Source organism: Acinetobacter sp. ANC 4216 (assembly GCF_004331195.1).
Taxonomy (GTDB): Bacteria; Pseudomonadota; Gammaproteobacteria; order Pseudomonadales; family Moraxellaceae; genus Acinetobacter; species Acinetobacter kookii.
On record NZ_SJOC01000006.1, the window covers coordinates 81,009 to 105,428 of the forward strand.

Annotated in this window: 22 protein-coding genes; all 22 read right to left on the minus strand. The window is 39.3% G+C overall.

Annotated elements, in window-relative coordinates:
• Positions 1 to 38 precede the first annotated feature (38 nt).
• On the minus strand, positions 39 to 1,061 hold the full coding sequence (gene galE, locus E0H88_RS06335; RefSeq protein ID WP_131273513.1) for a UDP-glucose 4-epimerase GalE: 1,023 nt from the start codon (positions 1,059 to 1,061) through the stop codon (positions 39 to 41).
• Positions 1,054 to 2,727, minus strand: a complete 1,674-nt coding sequence (gene pgi / locus E0H88_RS06340; RefSeq protein ID WP_131273514.1) for a glucose-6-phosphate isomerase — start codon at positions 2,725 to 2,727, stop codon at positions 1,054 to 1,056. The genes galE and pgi overlap by 8 nt, the downstream gene beginning before the upstream one ends.
• Positions 2,728 to 3,984 (minus strand): nucleotide sugar dehydrogenase, encoded by a 1,257-nt coding sequence (locus E0H88_RS06345; RefSeq protein WP_131273590.1) that lies wholly within the window; start codon positions 3,982 to 3,984, stop codon positions 2,728 to 2,730. It abuts the gene before it with no gap.
• Positions 3,985 to 3,995: 11 nt separating this feature from the next.
• A complete protein-coding gene (galU, locus tag E0H88_RS06350) occupies positions 3,996 to 4,871 on the minus strand; it encodes a UTP--glucose-1-phosphate uridylyltransferase GalU (protein WP_131273515.1) in 876 nt (291 codons plus the stop codon).
• 36 nt (positions 4,872 to 4,907) lie between these two features.
• On the minus strand, positions 4,908 to 5,531 hold the full coding sequence (locus tag E0H88_RS06355) for a sugar transferase (protein ID WP_131273516.1): 624 nt from the start codon (positions 5,529 to 5,531) through the stop codon (positions 4,908 to 4,910).
• Positions 5,532 to 5,695: 164 nt separating this feature from the next.
• Complete coding sequence (locus E0H88_RS06360) at positions 5,696 to 6,817, minus strand: glycosyltransferase (RefSeq protein WP_165493286.1); 1,122 nt, start codon at positions 6,815 to 6,817, stop codon at positions 5,696 to 5,698.
• A 1-nt stretch (position 6,818) separates the two neighbouring features.
• Complete coding sequence (locus E0H88_RS06365) at positions 6,819 to 8,453, minus strand: heparinase II/III family protein (RefSeq protein WP_131273518.1); 1,635 nt, start codon at positions 8,451 to 8,453, stop codon at positions 6,819 to 6,821.
• Complete coding sequence (locus E0H88_RS06370) at positions 8,450 to 9,394, minus strand: hypothetical protein (RefSeq protein WP_131273519.1); 945 nt, start codon at positions 9,392 to 9,394, stop codon at positions 8,450 to 8,452. The genes E0H88_RS06365 and E0H88_RS06370 overlap by 4 nt, the downstream gene beginning before the upstream one ends.
• A 4-nt stretch (positions 9,395 to 9,398) precedes the next feature.
• Entirely contained in the window at positions 9,399 to 10,391 is a 993-nt protein-coding gene (locus E0H88_RS06375; protein WP_131273520.1) for a glycosyltransferase, read from the minus strand.
• Positions 10,391 to 11,680 carry an O-antigen polymerase gene (locus tag E0H88_RS06380; protein ID WP_131273521.1) on the minus strand — a complete coding sequence of 430 codons (1,290 nt, stop codon included), beginning with the start codon at positions 11,678 to 11,680 and terminating at the stop codon, positions 10,391 to 10,393. The genes E0H88_RS06375 and E0H88_RS06380 overlap by 1 nt, the downstream gene beginning before the upstream one ends.
• Positions 11,681 to 12,775: an MATE family efflux transporter gene (locus E0H88_RS06385; protein ID WP_131273522.1), complete on the minus strand. Its 1,095-nt coding sequence runs from the start codon at positions 12,773 to 12,775 to the stop codon at positions 11,681 to 11,683.
• Positions 12,776 to 12,855: 80 nt separating this feature from the next.
• Positions 12,856 to 14,115 carry a UDP-N-acetyl-D-mannosamine dehydrogenase gene (wecC, locus tag E0H88_RS06390; protein ID WP_131273523.1) on the minus strand — a complete coding sequence of 420 codons (1,260 nt, stop codon included), beginning with the start codon at positions 14,113 to 14,115 and terminating at the stop codon, positions 12,856 to 12,858.
• A gap of 16 nt (positions 14,116 to 14,131) precedes the next feature.
• Positions 14,132 to 15,256: a non-hydrolyzing UDP-N-acetylglucosamine 2-epimerase gene (gene wecB / locus E0H88_RS06395; protein WP_131273524.1), complete on the minus strand. Its 1,125-nt coding sequence runs from the start codon at positions 15,254 to 15,256 to the stop codon at positions 14,132 to 14,134.
• A gap of 179 nt (positions 15,257 to 15,435) precedes the next feature.
• Complete coding sequence (locus E0H88_RS06400) at positions 15,436 to 17,283, minus strand: polysaccharide biosynthesis protein (protein WP_131273525.1); 1,848 nt, start codon at positions 17,281 to 17,283, stop codon at positions 15,436 to 15,438.
• A 63-nt stretch (positions 17,284 to 17,346) separates the two neighbouring features.
• Positions 17,347 to 18,516 carry a DegT/DnrJ/EryC1/StrS family aminotransferase gene (locus E0H88_RS06405; protein ID WP_131273526.1) on the minus strand — a complete coding sequence of 390 codons (1,170 nt, stop codon included), beginning with the start codon at positions 18,514 to 18,516 and terminating at the stop codon, positions 17,347 to 17,349.
• Positions 18,517 to 18,538: 22 nt separating this feature from the next.
• Positions 18,539 to 19,195: a NeuD/PglB/VioB family sugar acetyltransferase gene (locus tag E0H88_RS06410; RefSeq protein ID WP_131273527.1), complete on the minus strand. Its 657-nt coding sequence runs from the start codon at positions 19,193 to 19,195 to the stop codon at positions 18,539 to 18,541.
• Complete coding sequence (locus tag E0H88_RS06415; RefSeq protein ID WP_131273528.1) at positions 19,188 to 19,796, minus strand: sugar transferase; 609 nt, start codon at positions 19,794 to 19,796, stop codon at positions 19,188 to 19,190. The genes E0H88_RS06410 and E0H88_RS06415 overlap by 8 nt, the downstream gene beginning before the upstream one ends.
• A 21-nt stretch (positions 19,797 to 19,817) precedes the next feature.
• Positions 19,818 to 20,357 (minus strand): serine O-acetyltransferase, encoded by a 540-nt coding sequence (locus E0H88_RS06420; RefSeq protein WP_131273529.1) that lies wholly within the window; start codon positions 20,355 to 20,357, stop codon positions 19,818 to 19,820.
• A gap of 46 nt (positions 20,358 to 20,403) precedes the next feature.
• On the minus strand, positions 20,404 to 21,552 hold the full coding sequence (locus E0H88_RS06425; RefSeq protein ID WP_131273530.1) for a glycosyltransferase family 4 protein: 1,149 nt from the start codon (positions 21,550 to 21,552) through the stop codon (positions 20,404 to 20,406).
• Entirely contained in the window at positions 21,549 to 22,649 is a 1,101-nt protein-coding gene (locus tag E0H88_RS06430) for a glycosyltransferase (protein WP_131273531.1), read from the minus strand. The genes E0H88_RS06425 and E0H88_RS06430 overlap by 4 nt, the downstream gene beginning before the upstream one ends.
• Entirely contained in the window at positions 22,646 to 23,764 is a 1,119-nt protein-coding gene (locus E0H88_RS06435) for a glycosyltransferase (RefSeq protein WP_131273532.1), read from the minus strand. The genes E0H88_RS06430 and E0H88_RS06435 overlap by 4 nt, the downstream gene beginning before the upstream one ends.
• Before the next feature lie 24 nt (positions 23,765 to 23,788).
• Entirely contained in the window at positions 23,789 to 24,337 is a 549-nt protein-coding gene (locus E0H88_RS06440) for an acyltransferase (RefSeq protein WP_131273533.1), read from the minus strand.
• Between the last annotated feature and the right edge of the window lie 83 nt (positions 24,338 to 24,420).

Sequence of the window (24,420 nt, forward strand, 5' to 3'; positions counted from 1 at the left end):
TTAAAAAAGGAGCTTGATCGAAAGCTCCTTTTTTATATCTACTGGTTGCGATAACCATTCGGATTTTGCTTTTGCCAGTTCCAGCTGTCTGCCAGCATATCTTCCAGAGTATATTGTGGTTTCCAGCCTAACTCTTGCACAGCACGGGTATTATCTGCAAATGAAGTCGCTACATCACCTTCACGGCGTGGCTCAATGCTATAAGCGACCGACACATGGTTGACCCGTTCAAACGTTTTCACCACTTCTAAAACCGATGAACCCTGACCAGTTCCAATATTCCAGGCACGACAGCCTTTTGCCATAAGGCGATTATTCAAGGCACACAAATGCGCATTCGCCAAATCCACCACATGGATATAATCGCGCACACCAGTTCCGTCAACAGTATCGTAATCATTGCCGAAGATCGCCAGTTTTTCCCGACGGCCCACTGCGACTTGAGTGACAAAAGGCATCAGGTTATTCGGAATGCCTTGCGGATCTTCTCCAATACGAGCACTTTTATGCGCACCAACCGGGTTGAAATAACGCAGTAGAGCAATTGACCAGCGTTCATCTGCCACGGATAATTTCTGTAAAAGCTGTTCAACAATCAGTTTGGTATAACCATAGTTATTACTTGGCATACCTGTAGGCATGTCTTCATTTAAAGGCGATACATTGGCCTCATCATACACGGTGGCCGAGGAACTGAAGACCAGATTAAATACCCCTGCACGCTGCATGGCCTGTACCAGTTGAATGGAACCAGAAATATTATTATCAAAATAAGCCAGTGGAATTTGCTGGCTTTCCCCTACTGCTTTTAGCCCGGCAAAATGAATCACGGCATCAATGTGCTGGTGCTGAAAAACCTGATCTAGAACCTGTGCATCGCGAATGTCACCTTGCACAAAAGTGAGCGTTTTTCCGCAGATCTGTTGTACACGGTTTAAAGATTCTTCCGAACTATTGCAGAGATTATCCAGCACAATGACTTCATGCTCTGAATTTAACAGCTCCACGCAGGTATGCGAGCCAATATAGCCTGCACCGCCAGTCACCAAAATTTTAGCCATGGGTTTTTCCTAATAGTATCTTTAATAAACCTTGAGTCGAGGCATCCAGCTCTGAAATATTCTGACTTGCGCCACTTAAAATCGGCAGCAGCTGATTGGCAATTTCCTTGCCTTTTTCAACCCCCCATTGATCAAAGGGATTGATATTCCAGAGTACAGACTGCACAAACACTTTATGTTCATACATGGCAATCAACATACCCAAGCTATAAGGTGTCAGTTCTTTGAGTAAAATGGTGCTACTGGGCTGATTGCCTGCATATTGTTTATAGGGAGGTAAATCATTGAGTTCAGTCTGATCTAATGCCTGATTACCAAATGCCAGCAAGCGTGACTGTGCCAGACAGTTGGACAGTGCCAAATGGTGCTGCTCAATCAAGGCATCGGCATTGTCTACATAAGTAAATTGCTGGGCATTATAGCGTTTTACCGGTGCAATAAAATCACAGCTGACGGCTTGTGTGCCTTGATGCAATAACTGATAAAAAGCATGCTGGGCATTGGGACCGACTTCACCCCAAACAATCGGACAAGTATTGGTTTCAACGTGCTCACCTGTACGTTGAATCGATTTGCCATTCGATTCCATTTCCAGTTGTTGTAAATACGAAGCAAAGTATTTTAAACGGCCGTCATAAGGCAAAATGGCATGGGTCTGGATATCTAGAAAGTTGGTATTCCAGGCACCCAGCAAGCCCATCAACACCGGAATATTCTGTGCAAAAGGAGCATTCCGGAAATGCTGATCCATGGCATAAGCCCCGGCCAGCAGCTGCTTGAAGCCTTCAACTCCAATGGTTAATGCAATCGGCAAGCCAATACACGACCAGAGCGAATAACGTCCGCCGACCCAGTCCCAGAGCAACAACTGATTTTCAGGCGCAATGCCCCATTCGGTCATTTTCTCAGGTTTGGTGGATACTCCGATAAAATGGTGCTTGAGAATATGTGGATGTTGACCAAGTGCTTTTTCCAGCCACAAACGCACGGTTTGCGCATTGGATAAAGTATCAATGGTGCCAAAAGACTTGGATGAAATGATGAATAATGTCGTTTCAGGGCGTAGCTGATGCAATAATGCTGAAAGCTGGCTGCCATCTATGGTCGAGACAAAGTGTACATCTAAAGGCTTGGTGGTCTGTTTTTTAAAATCTGATAAAGCATGACTAACCATTAATGGCCCAAGATCCGACCCTCCAACACCAATATTGACCACATCCTGAATCACTTCCCCGGTTGCACCGCGAAACTGACCGGCATGAATTTTTTCCACCAGGGCATACATGCGCTGAAGTTGCTGATGAACCTGCTCTGCAACTTCAGCATGCTGTTGATTATGCGGAGGCAAACGTAATGCCCAGTGCATCACTGCACGCTGTTCGGTATAGTTAATGGCTTCACGAGAAAACAGCCGTTTAATCCAGGGCTTGAGTTCTTGTGCATGGGCCCATTCAACCAAACGGTCAAGTACAGCCGGATTGATCCGATGCTTGCTAAAATCGAAGACAATGGTCTCTAAATTTACAGAGAATTTTTGAAAACGGTCATCTTCTTCTGCAAAAAAATCGCTTAAATGCCTGTTCTCGTATTCATTTTTCAAGTTCACCAGCTTGTTTAGAACAGTATCAATCTCTTCTACTGGATAAGGTTGTGCTTGAGTCATCATTTAACGTCCTACCCCCATATAGGCAAATCCCTGCGCTTTCACATAGTCGGGATCGTAAATATTTCGACCATCCAAAATCAGCGGATGCTGCATGATTTTTAATAAAGTCGGGTAATCCGGACTCCAATATTGTTTCCAGGCAGTTAACAGGCATAAGGCATGTGCGCCGTTTACGGCTTCATACTGGTCTGTACAATAAATCAGGTCCGCACGATGTCCATAGACTTTCTCAATTTCCGCCAATGCCTGCGGATCATGCAATTTGACCGTCACGCCTTGTGCCCATAAGGCTTTCAGCATGATATGAATCGGTGACTGCTGGATACGTGCCGTATTTTCTTTAAAAGAGGCACCCCAAATTGCCACCGTTTTAGCTTTTAAATCGCCATGGTAATAATTCCACAGTTTTCTAAACAGCAGCTCTTTTTGCTGTTCATTGATTTCCCAAACCTGCGCCAACAGCTGACTTTTGGTTCCTGTACCAGACACGGTATTGGCCAAAGTGAGAATATCATGTGAGAAATTCTCTCCACCAAAACCCGCACCTGGATACAGATACGACGACCCGATCCGGCTATCCGCTGCCATGCCCTGACGCACATGCTCGATATCAATGCCCAGTTTTTCAGCCACGACAGCCAGGTCATTGATATAACTAATGCGTGTCGCCAACATGCCAGAAATGCTGAGTTTGGTAAATTCAGCATCCAAAATGGGCATAAATAAATATTGCTGATGGCGCGGAAATAGTGGCCGCAATAATTCCTGGATTTTGAGTTGAACCTTGCTTTGCTCACAGCCCACAATCAACTGTTCGGCTTGAGTCATGCTGGCCAAGGCATTCCCCTCCTGAATAATATCGGGTAAATACACCCAGTCATCTTCAGGTAAATACTTTTGTAATTTGTCCGTGCCATGCAAGCCTAGTGTGGACGCGTTAATCATCAGTTTAGGATGAATAATTTGACGCTGGCCGATTTCTTTTAATATTTCAATGCCTAAATTTTCTTCAGTCGGATTAAAACTAAAGAAATAGGCATCGATATCCAGGGCAATATCATTCAGGTGAGAGTATTTTAAAAAACCATTTTTTTCCTGTTTATCCAGTAACTGTTTGACTGCATCATCTTGGGCATAAGCGTGTTCTAAAGCACTTTTTTTTAGAAAATCACACCAGTACACCTGATGACCGCATTCGGCCAACAATGCTGAAAGAACACCTGAATACAGGGTTTGTCCAAATACTGCAACCTTCATCATTCACCGCCTTATAATGCAAGTTCCTGGATAAGTGCTTTAAAGTCCTCACCCAATTTAGGATGATCTACACCATAATGTAACACGGCTTTGAGATACCCCAGTTTGCTGCCGCAGTCAAAGGTTTGACCTTTCATTCGATAGGCTTCAACCGTTTCCGTCTTTTGTAATTCCGCAATCGCATCGGTGAGCTGAATTTCGTTGCCTGCGCCTTTGGGGGTATTTTCCAATAACTGCATAATCTTGGCAGGTAACACATAACGCCCTACGACGGAAAGATTGGAAGGTGCAGTCCCAACTGCCGGTTTTTCTACAACCCCTCGCATCACGCTACTTTCACCTTCTAAAGGTGAGCTTGCAACATCGACAATACCGTATTGATCGACCAGATGATCAGGCACTGCTTCCACCATAATTTGTGAAGCTTGAGATGCGTTAAAACGTTGAATCATCAAGCTTAAATCATTAACCGGATCAGAGTCTTTCACCAGTACATCAGGCAGTAAAACGGCAAAATCCTCTTCTCCTATCACATCTTTAGCACAGAGCACGGCATGACCCAAGCCTAAAGGCTGTGGCTGACGTACGCTGATCACACTGACATGTGGGGGTAAAATTTCGGCAATTTCTTTCAGCAAATCGAATTTCTTTTTGTTTTCTAAAGTCGTTTCCAGCTCAAAGTTCCGGTCAAAATAATTTTCAATGGAGGCTTTGGAAGAATGGGTTACCAGGATAATCTGTTCAATGCCTGCCGCCACAGCTTCTTTCACTACATATTCAATGGCTGGACGGTCGACCACAGTCACCATTTCTTTAGGAATGGATTTACTGGCCGGTAAAAAACGGGTACCCAGACCTGCAACCGGGAGAATGGCTTTTTTGATCATAATGTTTACAAGATTGGAAATGAACAGAAATTTATTTTATCTATTTTTCGACAGAGTGGTGTCCGAAATATTTTTACTCGAAAAACGCGCTGCACCTACTTCCTGATCTGGAGCATTAATACCTTCTTTTTTTAACATAACTTTAACGGTTTTAAACATAATCTTAAAATCAAGCCAAAGGGATTGTTGTTCGACATATTGCACATCTAATTCAAATTTTTCTTCCCAGGATAAATGATTCCGACCACTCACTTGGGCAAGTCCCGTCATACCAGGTTTTACTTCATGGCGACGCATTTGCTCAGGGGTATAGTGTTCCAAAAAATCTTTCATTTGAGGACGAGGACCCACAATACTCATATCCCCCTTTAGAACATTAATAAGCTGTGGCATTTCATCGAGGCTTGTAGAACGCAATTTATGCCCAAAAGGAGTAATGCGTTGATCGTCAGGTAAAGGATTTCCTTCTTTATCGGTTGCATTTAGCATAGACCTGAATTTAATCATTTTAAAGATTTTTGCATCTTTACCAGGTCGTTCCTGCAGAAAAAATATAGGTGAACCAATATTTTTACGAACTTTATAAGCGACCCAAAGAAAAATTGGACTCAACAGAGCTAATGCTGTTAAAGCTATTAGAAAATCAATTAAACGTTTCATTTATATAACCTTAATTATCCTTATGTAGTCCTCAAGAAAGTTACAAAATTAAAATTATTCAATGCTTATGAATGCAGCAATTTTTATGAAGATGCTCATATTCCACAACTTTTCTCTTAAAAAGTATTATATCTTGAAATAAGGTATTTTTGATGTAAATTTACTTAAATCATAGATATAAGCTTTTCAACTGTAACATCACGTAAATACTCAGCTTTTATTTTTTCTCTATTTTCCACACATAATTGCTGATATTTACCGCTTTCCTGAATCTGCTGAATTTCATCCTTCAAGGCCAGAATATTACAAGGGGGAATTAAAGACACATTCTGAAAATTTTCTAGTGTTTTTCCTGCTACTCCTACACCACCATATAATACATATTTTCCGGTAGATAAATATTCATATAATTTAGAAGGCATAGCAGTAGCAAATTCTGGAGTCAATTGTGCATATAAAACGTCAGATTGGGTATATATTTCTAAAAGCTCGTTAAACTGACGACGACCCAAGAAGTTCAAATTCTGCTGGTTAGGATTAGCTAATGTATGTATTCTTTCAAAATCAGTACCTGCACCTACAATGTTAAAGATAAAATCAGGTAATAATTTACTTACTTCAACCAAAGTTTCGAGGTCTTGGGCTAAACCTACATTACCAACATATGTAATCGTAAATTTGTTCGTAGTATTACACTTAATATTTTCTAATTTTTCAAAAATTGAAAGTGAGACCCCATTGGGTACCTTAATAATTGATTGTGAATCAGATTTATTTTTAGAAACATAATCAAACTCATGATCATTTGTGACACTAACAATATCGAATCTCTTTAAGTTGAGCAGTGCACTTTGTGTAAAAATCTTTTTAGCAGTTCTATTCACTAAAGATTTTTCATCTAAATATTCCCAGCTTAAATCACGAATATCTAAAATCTTAGTTTTTCCTGTTTTTAATAAAAAGCTTAAATGCAGTAAAAACATTGATGGAATCGTGATTAAATTAATGTCACAATTAAGCTCATTGGCTTTATTTAATGCCAGTGAAGCTATTTTCATTTCCAAAAAAGCACGTTTGATAAAAGAGGGAATCTTGGTATCAATAAATGGAATTTTAAAATGTGTGAAGTTTTCATTTTCCAATAAATTAAAACCTTCATTATCCATAGAAATCAATTTAACTTGATGTCCAGCTGCTATAAATGAATTTACAAAGCTTAACACACGATTTCTTGAAGCATTTTCATTTTCGAGACTATTGGCACTAATAATACATATATTTGACATTTTAAAAACCTGTATCTCTGCAAGAAATTGAAATTTCATAATTGTTTGATAATAAAATTATTTTTAAACAAACATTTGAAATTGATTTGCCAAACTCAGGATGCCAATAATCATCCTTAAATACAGTTTCAATCTCCCCTTTGAGTTGAATATCAATGATGTGATCATTTAATTCACATACAAAATCGTGATTTGATTCTTTTTCTATTTTTACATCAGGATGAAAATGAATATATGAAATTGCAGAGTTAAATCGTCCTAGTAAATTATCTTTTAAAATAATCTGGTTATCTTGAAAATCTACAGTACGGTTATGAACCACCCCAGTTAAACTTTTATAAGATGCTGAAAAATTCAGGATTCTATTATCATTATAATGGATTGTATTTAATTTAGGACTTACCCTTCTGGCAACTCTAAAACCCGACCACACTTCACTGGAATTTTGCTGATCAATTTCGATTGTATTATGAGCGGACGTTCCGCGCTGGTATAGCCTTTCACCCCCTAAACCATATTGAGATATACCAGAATTTACTATAAATCTTGAATTCCAGATACTTAATTCAAAACTGAGAGTATCTGCATGCGCATGTCCTGGTTGATAACTTGGCCCAACTTCTGCAACATCCATAATAAATTTATAGGCTTCACGTTGGACAGCAATATAACCGCTTTCAGTCAAACTGACATCCGTCATATCTGTTGAGGCTACACTTATTTCTAAGTTTTCAGCATAATTTCGCAAATTTTCATAGGTGGATGCAATACCAAAGGCAGCATCATTAAAAAAGGAAATTTCGCCATCTGGATGAGATAAATGCTTAAGCCATTCAAGCATTTTAATAATTTTATTTTTTAAATGGCTAACATCAATTAAGTCATTAGCTGAATAACAAATAGCAATTAATTGGTAAATATCTAAAAGATCTTCCAAAAAAATTGCATGGTACATTGGTGTTAATTCAAAATTTGCACCATCAGACAGAACCTGTTCATCAATTTCTTTTTTATAAATTTTTAGCCCCAAGTTCAGCCATTTTTTCGATTCAGTAGTATCAAAATACAGTCCTGCAAAAATCAGCGCTTTTGCATTGGCAAATAAATGATTAGCCAAGATATGCCATTCAACGGTTTTAGATAAATGTTCAGCTTGTAAAGCCAAACTCTGGAGCTGAACCTCATTGAGTACATTTCCTTGCAATGACCATTTAACCCAATTCACGATTCTTAAAGAATTTGGATAAGGTTCCCAGGCATTACCTGAAGAATAGGGATTTGCATCAATCCATTTATGAATTAAATCATTATGCCAATCTTTACGCTCAATAGCATTTTCTGCGTTAAGATCGTCAAAATAATGTAAATTATAGAGCCATAATTTTTCTTGCTGATTGGTATTCCAATCTTGAGCGGTATTTAACTGACCGAGATGATTCAAAAATAAAAACTGGGAAGGGCTTAACATACTAATAGGCTTAGCTACTGTATTGTGCCAATTTCGGGCTACATTTCTAAGCTGAATGTTAAATACTGTTTGCTTCGTTTTTGGCTTAAGCAAAAGATAATGTAAACGATAGTATATTTGTATAAATTTTAAACACTTAACAGTGTTTATTAATCTTAATACTTTCATTTGGACTCTTCTATCAAATTCTCGATTGCATTAAATAAATCATCATTTTTCAAATTAAAAAGCTTTGTTCCAGCAGGCCTACAAACTACATCAGTCGCTAAGACTGGACAATCAAAAAATAACGACTCCTTCAAACTTACTGAATCGCCATCTGTTGTCGTTATGCGTAGAAAAACCAGTCCAAATTTAAATAGTGGCCAAATAGGAGTATTGTTTGTTAATAAAATGAAGTTGTTATACTTACTTTGCAAATTTTCTGACATCTTCCTGATTTTTAAACCAAATTCATCATTAGAGAATTCAGCAATTGCCATAACGAATATTAAATTTGGATGCTCATTCGCCAGTCTGTCATAAGCTTTTAATGTAAGTTCCAAGCTATAAATATCTTGTCCAGAAATATCTAAATTTGTTTTTGATGCACTAGCGATTACTAAATTTTTTTTTAAAAGATTACTTTTTAATTTATCTGGATAGATAGAATTAATAATATTCTCGGCTTCTTCAACATTAGGTGGAATAAATGCCTGTTCTATTTTAAAATTTAAATTATTATAAAAATTAATTTTTTTATAATTATCTTTTAAATGCGAGCTAACCAATACTATCTCTTTAGCATTTTTTAAAAATTTTAAACAAATATTTTTCTTAAAACCACCAAAATCTTCGATATGTCTAGACGTATTATGATCAATAAAATAAAAACCTTTGGTTTTACAAATTACCGCAATAAAAACAATTAAAAAGTTAAATGTACTAATATATATAAGATCTTTCTTAAAAAGAAAGATATATATAATTTTCCATAAAGTATTTAGGTTTGGTTCAATTACACAAACGTCATAATCTTTCTGAAGTAGGCCAACTTTTCTTTTATTAAATATAGTAACTCCACCTGTAGGTTCAGGTAATGTACCAATAAAATATAATTTTTCTTTCATTACATTACAATCCAAGTTCTTTTAAAAAAGTATTTACAGAATTAGAAATACTAATGGAACTAAAATTTTCTTGAAAAACTTCTAAAGCTTTTTCTTCATTTGCTTCAAATTTAATTTCTCGAATAGAATCTAAATTTTTATCATCAACAATATATCCAGCCTGTTCAATTAAATTTCTATAAGAAGTAATACCTTTAGTTGAAATTACATTAACTCCACATGATAAATACTCAGCGAGTTTAATTGGCGAAGCAACATTATTTACTACAATGTCATCCCTAATTAAAAAACCAAAAGAAGCAGCAGATAAGAAATTTTCTATTTCTTGCTTAGAAACTAATGATACTACTGATGTTACTTTCAATAATTTTTCTGTTGCTAGTTCTTCCAGTTTAGCCTGACATACTGTTAAATCATTAGTTGCAACTGAAAATTTAACTTCATTATTATGTTCAACAATTATATTCATCATTTTTATAATTGTTTCAAAATTTTGCCATTTTGACATACCACCAATATAACAATAATTTTCAGAATCACGCTTAATTTTAATATTCTGATTGAGATCAGAAATACATGGTATTACTATACTTTGCTTACTTGAAGTGAAAAATTTCTTTTCATAATAATCTTTCATATAGGGTGAAACATAAATGTAAAAATCACTTAATATTAGAGAAATATACTCTAAAAACCATAATATAAAAAAACGAAAATAGGATTTATTTTTTAAAAAACTTTCATGGGCGACAGCGCCTTGAACCCAAAAAATAATCTTTATTCTTTTCAATTTAACTAAAGCTTTATATTTCAAATATAAAACATGCCAAATGTTAGCACAAACAAAAATTTCATCATTATCATCTTTTAATGATAAGTAATTCTCTACTTCTTTCTTATGATAAATTTTTACCTTATTAATATCAAATAAGTCATAAATTCTATCATAAGCTTTTTCTACAGCTTTATTATTAAGATTAAGATATAAAAATTTCATCAAAATTTCCCAATATTAGTTTTTTTAACACCATTAATCAGCATTAATACTAAAAATATTAAAATACCACTATAGACTAAATTGAAATAAGCAACATTTATACTTCCCCTCAAAGAAACGAATATAAATCCACCTAATAGAACAGGTGCTATTGCTTGAGAAAAACTAAATTTTGACATTAAATAATAATATAATCTCATTATTGCTGCAAAAAATATAGCCAAGAATACTCCTAAAAATCCTAAATCAAAATATGCATATCCTATTAATGTAGGATGAATAGAGCCAAAATCAAAGTCACCATATCTCAACTGATATATTTTATAAGTTGCTGTTTTTTCTGGAAGAAATAATTCTCTATTTATAAATGGTGGTACAACTCCAACAGATATTAAAGCTAAACTAGAGGAACCTTCTGTAGTTAAATTAGGATCTATATCTCTGATATGAAAAGAATAATAAGCATCACCAATACTGATATCCCTGATCATCTTATTTACTAAAAACAATGTTTTATTATCTGTATAATAAATACCATAATCATCATTGGTAGCAATTTTAACAAATTGAGTTAAGCTGAGAACTAAAATTACATATATAAGAATTTTTTTAAATTCTATTATTTTTGCAGTAAATATATATGACATTATAAGTGCAACAGGTACTAGAATAAATAGAGTTCTAGATTGACTTAAAAAAGAAATTATTAATATAGGAATACAAAAAATAAAGCCTAAAAAATATTTTTTATTATTAAATAAATTATATGCAACTATAGCACCAATCGGCAATAAAATATATGAATTTTTAGCCGTTTTACTTATATCTAACCCTTCTTTTTGATTAGAAATAAAATTAAAACCCTCTTGAAACAAGAAAACACATGGTGTTATAGCCAACAAAAATAAAATGATTAGCTGAATATAGTTGTAATCGTAACTTTTTCTATACTCAACTCTAAATATTTTTTTAAAAATAGTATCAAAAAAAATAAAAACAAAAGCAAAACCAAAAGTAAAAGTATTTATTTTAAGCAAAATTTCATTATTAACACCATCCCAATAACTTGGTGTATCTTCTAATATAATTGAGTTTAAACTTTCTAAACCACCAAAAAAAATTAAAAAACTATCGATTAATACGGGTACTGCACAAAAATATAAAAGTCCTCCCCAAAAAACAAAAACAAAATCTCTTGTTATCAGCTTTTTATAGAAAAATATTGAGCATACAAAAAAAATTATTAAAGAAAGTAAGACATTCAATAGTCCTAAAAAATCATCAGTCATTTAAAATTTCCTTTTCAGCATCAATTGAAAAGATATGAGGATTATATAAGCTATTCCTGTGGATATGAATATTGATTCAAATCCCATGTTATTTAACATTAGTATCCAATTTAACAAAATTACAAATATAGCCCATATTAAATTTATAAAAAAACCTATTCTTGCAAAATTTTGAGAAATCCAATATCCAGAAAAAGATGAATTCAATATATATAAAAACATTGAAAATATCATACAATAATATAGTGTATTTATATCTTCACTACCTTTTAATTTAGATATAAAAAATATAAAATCTTTTAAAAATATTAAAGATAAAGAGCAAATAATAGAAAATATTAAATAATATTTGAAGATTTTATTTAATCTTGACTTATCTTCATTAAATTTCTTAAGTGTAAATCCCACTATTACACTTGGAAAAAAAACTGCTATATTATATATTTGAAAAAACCATGAAAACTCACCTAATTTCTCATATGACAATCCATAGTATTTTCCTAAATTAATACAAATAAAATATACTGGAGCTACACATAATGCCGATAAAAATATCGGAAGAGAGTTTTTTTTCAAATATTGAATATTTTTTTTTGAAAGAATAAAAGCTAAAGATTCTTTTTTTATAAAAATCAATCCATCCGATTTATATAAATTTAAAGCTAATAAAATAAATCTATATAATAAGAGCGCAAATAAGGCACCCGCTATATTATATTTTTTTATAAAAAAATAAATAAGCGGAAGCATAATTATAAAACTGATAATTGCATTTACGGCCATGTTTTTATAATTTTTAGTAGCATACATTTTACCTTCAATTAAGGCTGATGCGCCCATAAAAAAAGATATAAAAATAGCCAAAATATAATATAAGTTATAATTAAAATATAAAAAGAATGAAGCTAATATAGAAAGTATGAGCAATATTAGAAAATGAGAGGCTAAAATAGCCTCTTTTTCTAAAGTACTTTTTATATTTGAAGAATATGCCTGATTAACTGATAAACTTCCACCACATATAAAAAATATACTTAAATTCGCAATTAACATAGTATAATAGGAAAACAGACCATAATCATGCTTATTCAACATAAGCAAACCTAAATAACTTGATAATAATATGCTAATTTTTGAAAATAGATTATATATTATAGAATAGACTAATCCTCCCACTACAGTTGAATTCCTTTAGTATTCACCGTATATGGGGATTCAATAGCTAAATCTTGTTTAAATTGTTTATGATCGACTAGAATTAAATGAATATCAGCATTATCTCTTTCATCTAAATCAATTAATTTCACATTAGCTGGTAATTTTGCCGGCAAATCAGAAATATTCGGCTCAATCGCTAAAATATTTAAGCCTTGTTCCGCTAATTTCTTTGTAATTTCTAAAGCAGGGCTTTCACGCAGGTCATCAATATCTGGTTTAAACGCCAGTCCATAACAGGCAACTGTTACATCTTGAATAGTTTTTTCCGGGTTTGCCTGTAAAAAATCTGCAATTTTAATTTTTACCTGATCAATCACCCATTCAGGTTTTGCATCATTCACTTCACGCGCAGTACGAATTAAACGCGCCTGTTCAGGAGTTCTTGCCACAATAAACCACGGATCAACCGCAATACAGTGCCCGCCCACACCCGGACCCGGCTGTAAAATATTGACACGCGGATGACGGTTTGCCAAAGCAATCAGCTCCCACACATTAATATCGAGCTTGTCACAAATCACCGATAATTCATTGGCAAAGGCAATGTTTACATCACGGAAAGAATTTTCAGTAAGCTTGCACATTTCGGCTGTACGTGCATTAGTTTCAATGCAACCGCCTTGCACAAATGTTTTATACAAATTACTTGCTGCTGTTGAACTCAGCTGATTCATACCGCCAATAATTCGGTCATTACTAATCAGTTCTTGCAAAACCTTGCCCGGCAATACACGTTCAGGACAGTGTGCAACTAGAATATCTGCTGCTTCACCTGCCTGCTCAGGGAATGTTAGGTCAGGACGTGCTTCAGCTAACCATGCCGCCATTTGTTCGGTTGCACCTACCGGTGAAGTTGACTCGAGAATAACTAAATTACCCGGTTTTAAATAAGGTGCTAACGCTTTAGAAGCTGCTTCAATATATTTAAGATCGGGCTGGTAATCATCTTTAAACGGTGTCGGTACAGCAACAATATAAGCATCTGCTTCAACCGGTTTTGTGCGTGCAGATAACATACCTTTTGCAACAACTACTTTCACCAAGGCATCCAAGTCCGGTTCAACAATATGTACTTTACCTTGGTTAATCATATCGACAGCATGCTGATTGACATCTACACCTGTAACTTTAATGCCATGTGCAGCAAAAGTCGCTGCTGTAGGTAAACCGATATACCCTAAGCCAATAACACAAATATGTTTAAATTGATTATTCATAATATTACTTAATTGCTCAGTTATTCTTTAAAAATTCAATAATTTGCTGACATGAAGTTCCGTCACCATAAGGGTTGTGGGCTTCTGCCATTTGTTGATACAGTTCGGTATTTACTAATAAATCCGTTACAGATTTTTCAATTAGGTCTGCATCCGTTCCTACCAGTTTAACCGTACCCGCCTCTACAGCTTCAGGACGTTCAGTGGTATCTCGCATAACCAATACCGGCTTGCCTAATGAAGGTGCTTCTTCCTGAATACCGCCAGAGTCGGTCAAAATTAAATAACTGCGATTCATTAAATATACAAATGGCAGATAATCCTGTGGTGCAATTAAATGAATATTTGAAATTCCAGATAGAAGCTCATTTACAGGCTTTTGCACATTTGGATTTAAATGCACTGGATATACAATCTGTACATCTGAATATTTTTGAGCAATATTTGCCAATGCCTGACAAATATTCAAGAAACCTTGACCAAAGTTTTCGCGACGGTGGCCGGTAACTAAAATCAATTTTTTGCTTTCATCTAAAAAGCTGAATTGGGCTTTAAAATCAGCGATAATTTTGTAATCAGTTTCTACTTTTTCTTTCACCTTTAATAAAGCATCAATTACAGTATTTCCTGTAATTGTTATATTTTCCGGATTAATATTTTCTTTTATTAAATTATTATAAGAGGACTGAGTCGGCGCAAAATGATAATTTGCCAATGCTCCCGTTAACTTACGGTTTGCTTCTTCCGGCCACGGCGAATAAATATCGCCAGTGCGTAATCCGGCTTCAACATGACCAATCTTCACCTTATGATAATAAGCAGCCAGGGATGCTGCAAATGTGGTTGCGGTGTCGCCATGCACCAGTACTACATCTGGTAACCATTCTTCAAAAACTGCTTCCAAACCCTTTAGAACACCAGAAGTCACATCGGAAAGCGTTTGGCCCGGTTTCATTAAGTTTAAATCAAAATCGGGAGTTAAATTAAATAGTTCAAGAACTTGATCCAACATTTGACGATGTTGGCCCGTTACACAAACCTTTGTTTCGAAGCTTTCATTATTTTCTTTTAACTGCAACGCCAAAGGCGCCATTTTAATTGCTTCGGGCCGTGTACCAAAAACAAGTAGAACTTTTTTCACGTAAAATCCCTATCTAAATTATAGTAAAAATAAGATTTAATTAAGGTCAACATTCTAGCAATATTAATGATTATTTTAAATAAAAGATTTTGTTTACTTTTTTTATCACGACTTTATTTATGGGACTACGGGACTAAAAAATATAATGATGCCCAGCACTAAAATAACCGCATTCATAGTTAGCGATTAAAACCAGCAACATATTTATTTAATAACGTATATAGCAATTTTGTTTCAGCATTTTCTCTGCTAAGCATATTTAAATGATCAAAAACGCTTAAAATCTCTTGCCATGAATAATATTTTTCATATGACTTTAAAATCCGTTCATGTTCAGTCTTCTCTACATTTTCCTGATCAATCAGCAATTCTTCATACAACTTCTCACCAGGACGAAGTCCAGTAAACTGAATCTCGATATCACCCAGGCCATTTTCATCAATAGGACGAAAACCGCTTAAGCGAATCATCTGTTTGGCCAAATCGACAATTTTTACCGGCTCACCCATATCCAATAAAAATACGTCACCGCCTGTACCCATCGCCCCTGCCTGAATTACCAGCTGGGCTGCTTCAGGAATGGTCATAAAGTAACGTGTCACTTCCGGATGCGTCACCGTGACAGGTCCGCCTTGGGCAATCTGCTTTTTAAACAAGGGAACCACGGAACCCGAAGATCCCAATACATTGCCAAAACGCACTATACTGATTTGTGTTTGCGGTTTTGTTGCAGCCAAACCCTGACAGTATAGTTCTGCCATCCGTTTAGATGCCCCCATGACATTGGTCGGGCGCACCGCTTTATCGGTGGAAATTAAAACAAAAGTTTCCACCCCTTGCTTCACCGCTGCATCGACACTGCGTGCAGTACCAATTGAAGTATTATAAATGCCTTCAAACGGATTGGCTTCCACCAATGGCACATGTTTGTAGGCTGCGGCATGATAGACCGTTTGTACCTGATACTCGGCAATAATACGTTCTAATTTGGCCTGATTGGTGACAGAACCCAGAACAGGAACAACCTGGATACCCGAATTTTGCAGCTCACGGTCAATCGAATACAGCGCAAACTCTGACATTTCAAACAGAACCAATAGCTTGGGCTGATGTTTGACAATCTGGCGACACAGTTCCGAACCAATCGAGCCGCCTGCCCCGGTCACCATCACCACCTTATTTTTAATGTTTTTTTCTAGAAGTTCCGGCTTTGGCGGTACAGGGTCACGGCCCAGCAAGTCAATAATATCCACCTCACGGATATCGGAAACCTGCACCTGCCCCCCGACCAGTTGGGTCACGCCCGGCAATTCCATGATTTTGACATCAGCCAGCTCAAAGGATTCAATCATCTCTTTTTTACGCGCCCGGCTGACCGAGGGCATGGCCAGCAAGATTTCTTCAATATGAAATTTGCCTAATTTACCCAAGGCTTTTTTCGGCGCATAAATTTTTAAACCGCTGAGCGACTGACCGTGCAGCGAGGCTTTATCATCAATAAAACAAATCGGCAGATAATCATCAGATCGATGCAAGGCAGCCGCAATCTGTTGGCCCGCAAGCCCGGCGCCATAAATGGCGACCCGCTTACGGTTCTGTTTTTTGGCAAAAGTACGCAGCGTGGCATAACGAATCACCGCGCGGCTCCACCACATATAAGAGAACAGCACAAAGCCGTACATGAGTGGAATACTCATAGGAATAAATGCCAAGTTAAGTTTTTTTATGGCATATAAACCCACAATCTGGATAAAGGTCGCAATGGATAGACGCAGCAAATAGTCTTCGTTAAAGGAGCGGACAATGGCGCTATAAATACCCAATAAGGTAAAAACCAGAACACCAAAAACGCCGACATAGACATACCAGAAATCAAGCCCCTGCATGACTGCAACGTTTGGCGTTGCCAAACGGATGGCATAGACCAGCCACATGATCACAGGCAAAACACAGATATCCATTGCCACCAACACGATTTGTTTTTGGCGACGCGGCAAAGATGCTAAATATCGGATGATGTCTTTCACTAAGGGCTCTAAATCGGTAAAAGTCAGAAAACTGAATGGCGCATATTATACGCCCATTCCGCTTTAAATATCTGCCATCACCGTCTGAATTGCAGTTATGGTTTTTTGCATGCTCTGTTCAGACAAGGTTGGATGGACCAGGAACATCAGGCTGCTTTCACCCAAAGCTTGCGCATTGTGCAAACGCTGTTCAGGACGCCAAGGCGTATGCTCAAAGGCTTTTTCCAGATACACCTCTGAACATGAACCGCTAAAACATGGTACGTTCAGCGCATTAATTTCTGCCATGATGCGGTCGCGTGACCAGCCTTCTGGCAAGGCATCGACATTGACTTGCACATAACATTTATAGGCAGCATGCACATAATCACTGGATGGTTTTGCCACGGTAAAATATGGGCTATTTTCAAATGCTGCCTGAATACGTGCCATATTTTTATTACGTTTTTCTGTCCAGGCCGGCATTTCCAGCAATTGCAAACGTCCAATCACCGCCTGCATTTCCATCATGCGCCAGTTGGTGCCAAATGAATCATGCAACCAGCGAAAACCTGGTGGATGTTGCCTGTTATACACACTGTCAAAATTTTTGCCGTGATCCTTATACGACCACATCTTTTTCCACAATGTTTCATCATTGGTGGTGACCATACCGCCTTCACCACCGGTGCTCATGATCTTGTCCTGACAGAAGGACCAGGCGCCAATATGACCGATGGAACCGGCAGATTTTCCTTTATACATCGCGCCATGCGCCTGGGCGCAGTCTTCAATTACATAGAGGCCTTTTTCCTCGGCCAATTGCATGATCGGGTCCATATCGCACATCCAGCCGGCCAGATGCACGCAGATAATCGCTTTGGTCTTTGTGGTTAATACGGCTTCAATGCTACGGCGTGAAATGTTTTGCGAATCCAGTTCAACATCGGCAAAAACCGGATTGGCCCCGGCTGTCACAATTGAACTTGCCGAAGCCAAAAAGGTGCGTGAGGTGACAATCACATCATCACCCTGACCAATGCCCAGTGCTTTTAAAGCCAGATCCAGTGCTACGGTGCCATTCGCCACAGCCACGGCATAATCCGTCCCGGCAAATTGTGCAAATTCCTTTTCAAATTCACGACATTCCTGACCGGTCCAGTAATTCACTTTATTGGATAAAAGGACTTTTGAAACCGCATCTGCCTCTGCTTGCGTGAAACTTGGCCACGGCTCAAATGCACTGTTTAACATGGAATTTTCCTAGCTTTAAATTCTATCTGGATTCAACGATACGCGCCGGATTGCCCACCACGGTAACGCCAGCCGGCACACTTTTGGTCACCACGGCGCCCATACCGACAATCGCACCACGACCGATAACCAAAGGTTGATCGGGGCTGCCCTGCTTGATCATGGCACCGGCACCAATGTAGGCGTGGTCTTGAATATGAATATTGCCGTTGCATTTTACCCCTGGTGCAAAGGTAACGAAATCCCCAATCACGCAATCATGCTCGACATAGCTGTATAAATTGGCGTGGAAGCATTTTCCAATTTTAATATTCGAGGTAATAGTCACAAATGGACTCAAGGCTGCACCAGCTGCAATCTGGACATCATCCATCAGCACCACATTATCTGCCATAACCGACCAGAGCTGAATACCATCCGCTTCCAGGCGATTGGCGATTTTTTCACGCACCTGGCTATTGGCAATTGCAATCAGCACCTGTTTTTGCACAGCGGGTTCAACCAGAAAGCTGGCATAGTTCATGGCACGATGAGCATTGACCGTGGTGATGGCAGTCTGTGCATCATCAATAAAAACAATTTCAGATCGGTCCTGTTCACGGGCCAGTTGCTGCCGCGCCACCGGCATCAGGCTACGCCCACAGCCCGAAGCCCCATATATGGCATAGAGTTTAGTCATTTTTCTGTTCCGGTGTACCGGTAAATTTTGTCATGGTTGCCTCGCCTTCGGCACTGATGTCATCCTTGGCCAGCACTTTTTTTACGGTTTTCAGCATAATTTTAAAGTCCAGCCACAGCGACTGATTTTCCACATACCAGGTATCCAGCTTGAATTTTTCTTCCCAGCTGATGGCATTACGCCCATTGACCTGTGCATGTCCGGTCATGCCGGGACGCACATTATGGCGCTTGGCCTGCTGGCTATTGTATAAAGGCAGATATTCCATTAACAGTGGCCGTGGTCCAACGATACTCATCTCACCTTTAATCACATTCCACAGTTCCGGCATTTCATCCAGACTGCTTGAACGCAGCATTTGACCAAAGGGCGTTAAACGTTCACTGTCGGGTAATGGATTTCCGTTTTCATCCACCGCATCTTTCATGCTGCGAAACTTGATCATTTCAAAGGGTTTGCCATGCAGACCCGGACGCACCTGACGGAACAGCACCGGTGAGCCTAAATTTTTACGGACCTTATAGGCGACAAAAAAATAGACTGGAGACAGCAGCAGCAAGGCCGTGGAGGCAATCACGACATCCAGAACACGCTTTAACATTCATTTCACTCATTTTATATATTAAAGATCAGTCCAACGTCTATTCACCAATCCACCCGGATTGTTCATATGCAACACTTTTGCATAATTGCCCGCAGCGGTGGCACCTTCTGGAATATCTTTGGTGACGACACTGCCCGCGCCAATCGTTGCATTAGAGCCAATTTTAACCTGGTTCACAATACAGACCTGAGGACCAATATAAACATTATCACCGATTTCGGCAGCCTGACGTCCCCCATTCGCACCAATGGTACTAAATTGCGACAAATTTACATTATTCCCAATGATTGTTGAAGGATTGACTACCAATGGCCCACCATGACCGATATACAAGCCATAGCCAATCTTTGTGGTGATATGAATATCAATGCCGTATTGCTTTTTCTTGTAATAATAAATGGGATAGGCAAATTTTGCCCAAATGGATTTTGCGCTGGCGAGTCGCAACCAGACTGAAAAGTTAAAACCACGATTAAACAAATAGTTTTTTAAAAAGAGTTTAAAGCTGATCTTTCCGGTATAGCGATACAAGTCACTTTTAATGTATTTCACGATCATAAGACCATCTCTGAATTATTTATCCTGTCCAGCCAATTCATCTCGGTCATGGCTTAGCAATGATCTGCATTTCTGTCAGCATATGTCGGTTCACTTGATGCACATCATATTTATTGAGTGCCATTTCCCGTGAACGCTGTCCCATATAGGTAATCAGCTGGGGATCTTCAATAAAATACTGCATGCTTTGCACCAGATCATTGACCGATTTAACCGCCACCAGATAGCCATTTACGCCATTGCTCACCGTTTCACGGCAGCCCGGAGCATCGGTGGTAATAATGGCTCGTCCCATCGCCATGGCTTCCAGCACGGTACGCGGGGTTCCTTCCCGGTAAGAAGGCAATACATAGACCGAACTTGCCGCGATGGCCGGACGTACATCACTCAGTTTACCCCAATACTTCACGGTTTTTTCCTGTACCCAGGTATCCAGCTCAGCTTGCGAAATCGCAGAAGGATTGTCATCAATCCAGCCGACCAGATGAAATTCTGTTTCAGGATATTGGACCTTGATGATGCGGGCTGCTTCAGCATATTCGCGTACACCTTTATCACCGAGTAAACGGGCAATCAACAGGAATGAGGCTTTCACTTGTCCGTCTTCATTGAGCGGTAAAGGCATGAGCTCAAAATCCTGCACATTCACGCCTGAACCATTGACCACCACAGTCGGCTTGTTTGAATCAAGTAAATGCATCTGCTGGAACAGCTTTAAATCGTCAGGATTCTGGAAAAACACTTTATGGGCATGTTTTAAAGCCTGGGCATACAAGCCATGCACCAGTTTTTGAAAAAAGCTGCGTTTGCCCGATTCTATATTTTGAAAGGCATAACCCAGTCCGGTGATTAAGGCAAAACGCTGTGGTACCCGCGCCAGCCATGCCGCCAAAGTGCCATAAATCACCGGTTTAATGGTATAGCTCAGCACCATATCCGGCTGAATCTGACGGATCATCTGATACAGGGTTTGCAGCAGCTTAAGATCGGCCAGTGGATTGGTGCCTGCGCGCTGCATGGGAATGCCATGCACCTGATAGCCCAACTGCTGCAACTGCTTTAATTCATCGGGAAAATCCGTCAGGTCCGGTGCAAACACATGAATTTCATAACCCTGAGCATGAATCGCTTCTAACAGTTTGCCCCTAAAGTTCAAGGCTGAAGGTAGATAGCTACAAATCATCAAAAACTTCATGCACCTTGTCTCCACATGTCCAGATACTGCTGACTCACGCTTTCAATACTAAAATGTTGTTCCACCCGTGCACGGCTGGCTTGTTTCAACTGTAATTTTTCCGCCTGGCTGGAATGTACATAGTCCAAAATGGCATTGGCCAGCGCCTCCGGATCGCGTGGCGGCACAATGGCACCCAGCTCATCGACTATATATTTGGCATCGCCGACATCGGTACTGATACAGGGCAGACCGGATGCCATGGCTTCGACCAGCACATTGGGGAAGCCTTCGGTAATCGAGGTCATCAAAAAGGCATCCACCGACTGATAAAATGCCGGCATATCAGAAACCTGATCGAGCAAATGGACTTTATTTTTATCCAGTTGATATTGTTCGAATAAAGCTTTTACTTCGGGATTCTCTAAGCTTGCCCCACTGCCGGCAATTTTGAAAATAATCGGCTGATCTTTCAGTTTTGCCAGAGTCGCAAACAGATACGGATAGCCTTTTGCCGTATGATAACGTCCGGCAAAACCAATGCTGATCGGTTGATGCAGTTCAGAATTGGGCTGGAACTTGTCCAGAAACACGCCATTGGCAATCACCTGAGCATTGCTATTTTTCAGGCCAAAGCGTTGATGCTGTTGCAAGGATGAATGCGCGCAATAAATCACGCCTTGGGACTGCGCAGCGAGAACTTTACTCATGACCAGGGCGACTTTGGTACTCAGTGACTCTTCTTTGGGAGATGCCAGCGAATGATGAATGCCCCAAAAAATATCGGGTTTTGGGCTGAGACCGATGCAACTTAAACTGGTCAATACATTGGCATGGTACATCCAGCATTGCACTGTTTTTGGCGCGATGGACTTGAGTAAATGCCTCAATTTGGCAATCGTCCCCAGTGTATTCAGCCCATTCCAGCCCAATGCATGATGGCTTTGGCAACGCGCTAAAGTTTCGGCATACACCTCCGAAGTTTTCATCAATGCAATAATCACATGCGTATACTGATCCTGGGTCTGCTGAATCAGGCGTGCCAACATCATCTCTGCCCCGCCCACTCCGGCAAAGTTGGTAATCACATGTACCATGACTGGTTTCGGCTGATTCATGCGGAGGGCTCCATCAGCTGCAGATAACGCTGTTGCACGGTATGTTTATGGAATTGCAGACAATGTGCAGCCAGTTCAGTGTCATCATACGTGACATATTCACCGAAAATCGCCTGCTGCATTGCCACAGTCATGCCCGCCTGATCATTACATTCCACCAGCAAGCCAAATTTAGCATCCGCCAAAATTTCCTTTGGACCGCTGGGGCAATTGGTGCTCACCACTTTAATTTTCGAGGCCAAAGCCTGAATCAGCACCCCGGGCAAGCCTTCCCAGTTGGAACTCAAGACAAACAGCTCGGCATATTTAAAATAGGCATAGGGATTGGGATCAAAGCCGGGCAGGTCGACCACCTCAGCCAGCCCCAGTTCCAGGATGAGGGATTCAAACTCGGCACGCAGCTCCCCTTCACCCAGAATAATCAAGCGGGTTTCCGGGTGCTGTTGATACAAGGCATGAAAAGAACGAATCAGGAAGCCGAAATTTTTCGCTTCGGTTAAACGCCCGACTGCCAGAATGACTTTATGTGCAGGCTGGAAGAAACGATGCTGAACGGGCACTTGCAGTTTTTTAGCATAGGTCTCGTCAATCACCGGGTTATAGATGGTGACTAAATTGTTCTGGGCATAGGCATAATATTCACGAAAATCCTCCAGCACGCCATTGGACACACAGACCACCTGACTGGCGGATGGATAGGTCATTTTAACCAGGGTTTTCAGCAGCCACTTTGCCATGCCCTGCAATTTCATATTTTTGGAAGGTGTGGAAACCTCGCGCAGAATCAACCGGACCTGACTTTTGGCCAAACGTCTGGCCAGGGCTGCAATAATATTGCTATGGGTCTGGGTCGCCACCAGCACATCATAGTCCACCGCCTGCAACAGTTTTTTCAGTGGAAAAATGGCATTGGCAACACGGCCACAGCTTAGATCGATCAATTGAATCTGCGGATCAACCTCGGGCAGGAGTTTACCTTTTACCCCGCTGATGTCACAGACCACCACATCCACTTTGCGTCCCTGCTGGACCAGGTTATTGGCCAACTGAATCACGGTACGTTCTGCCCCACCACCCCCTAAGCTCGGCAAAAAAAACATGATTTTATTGAGCATAATAGTACCTGAAAATGGGAGAAATTAATGAACGTTTTTGGAGTCTTGCAGATCCATCGCACGTTGCACACGTTGCTGATAATCCTGGATGCCGGCGAGTTCAGAATCACTGGCACAACTGGCTTGAATCTTGGTCGCATAGTCCGCAAAACTTGAAACCACCTTGGCGGGCACACCAATCGCCACACTGTTATCCGGAATATCTTTGGTCACCACCGAACCGGCACCAATGACGACATTGGAACCAATCTTCACCCCCGGCATAACAATCGTATTGACCCCGATAAACACATGCGAACCAACCTGAATCGGAGCAAAGCGTTGATAGCGTTTGCCGTGCTGGTCTTTGACCAGACAGGTACTGCCATCATGAGTGATGAATTTTACCCCTGAGGTCACGGTGACGTCATCGCCAAGGCTGACCAGAAATGGCTCTGAACCCCAACTGCGAATATAAATCCGGCAGTTTTCCCCGACCGTTACCCCTTTACGGCGTGCATAAGCCACGCTGCCCTTCGCGAAAAAATAAGCGAGATCAAACAGCTGTCGAAAAGCAGAAACCATAAATGCCATACGTATGACCTGAGTAGAAGGACCTAAATTGGAAAGGAGAAAAATTAGTGCAATATTTTACGCTGAAAATGACTTAAACGATA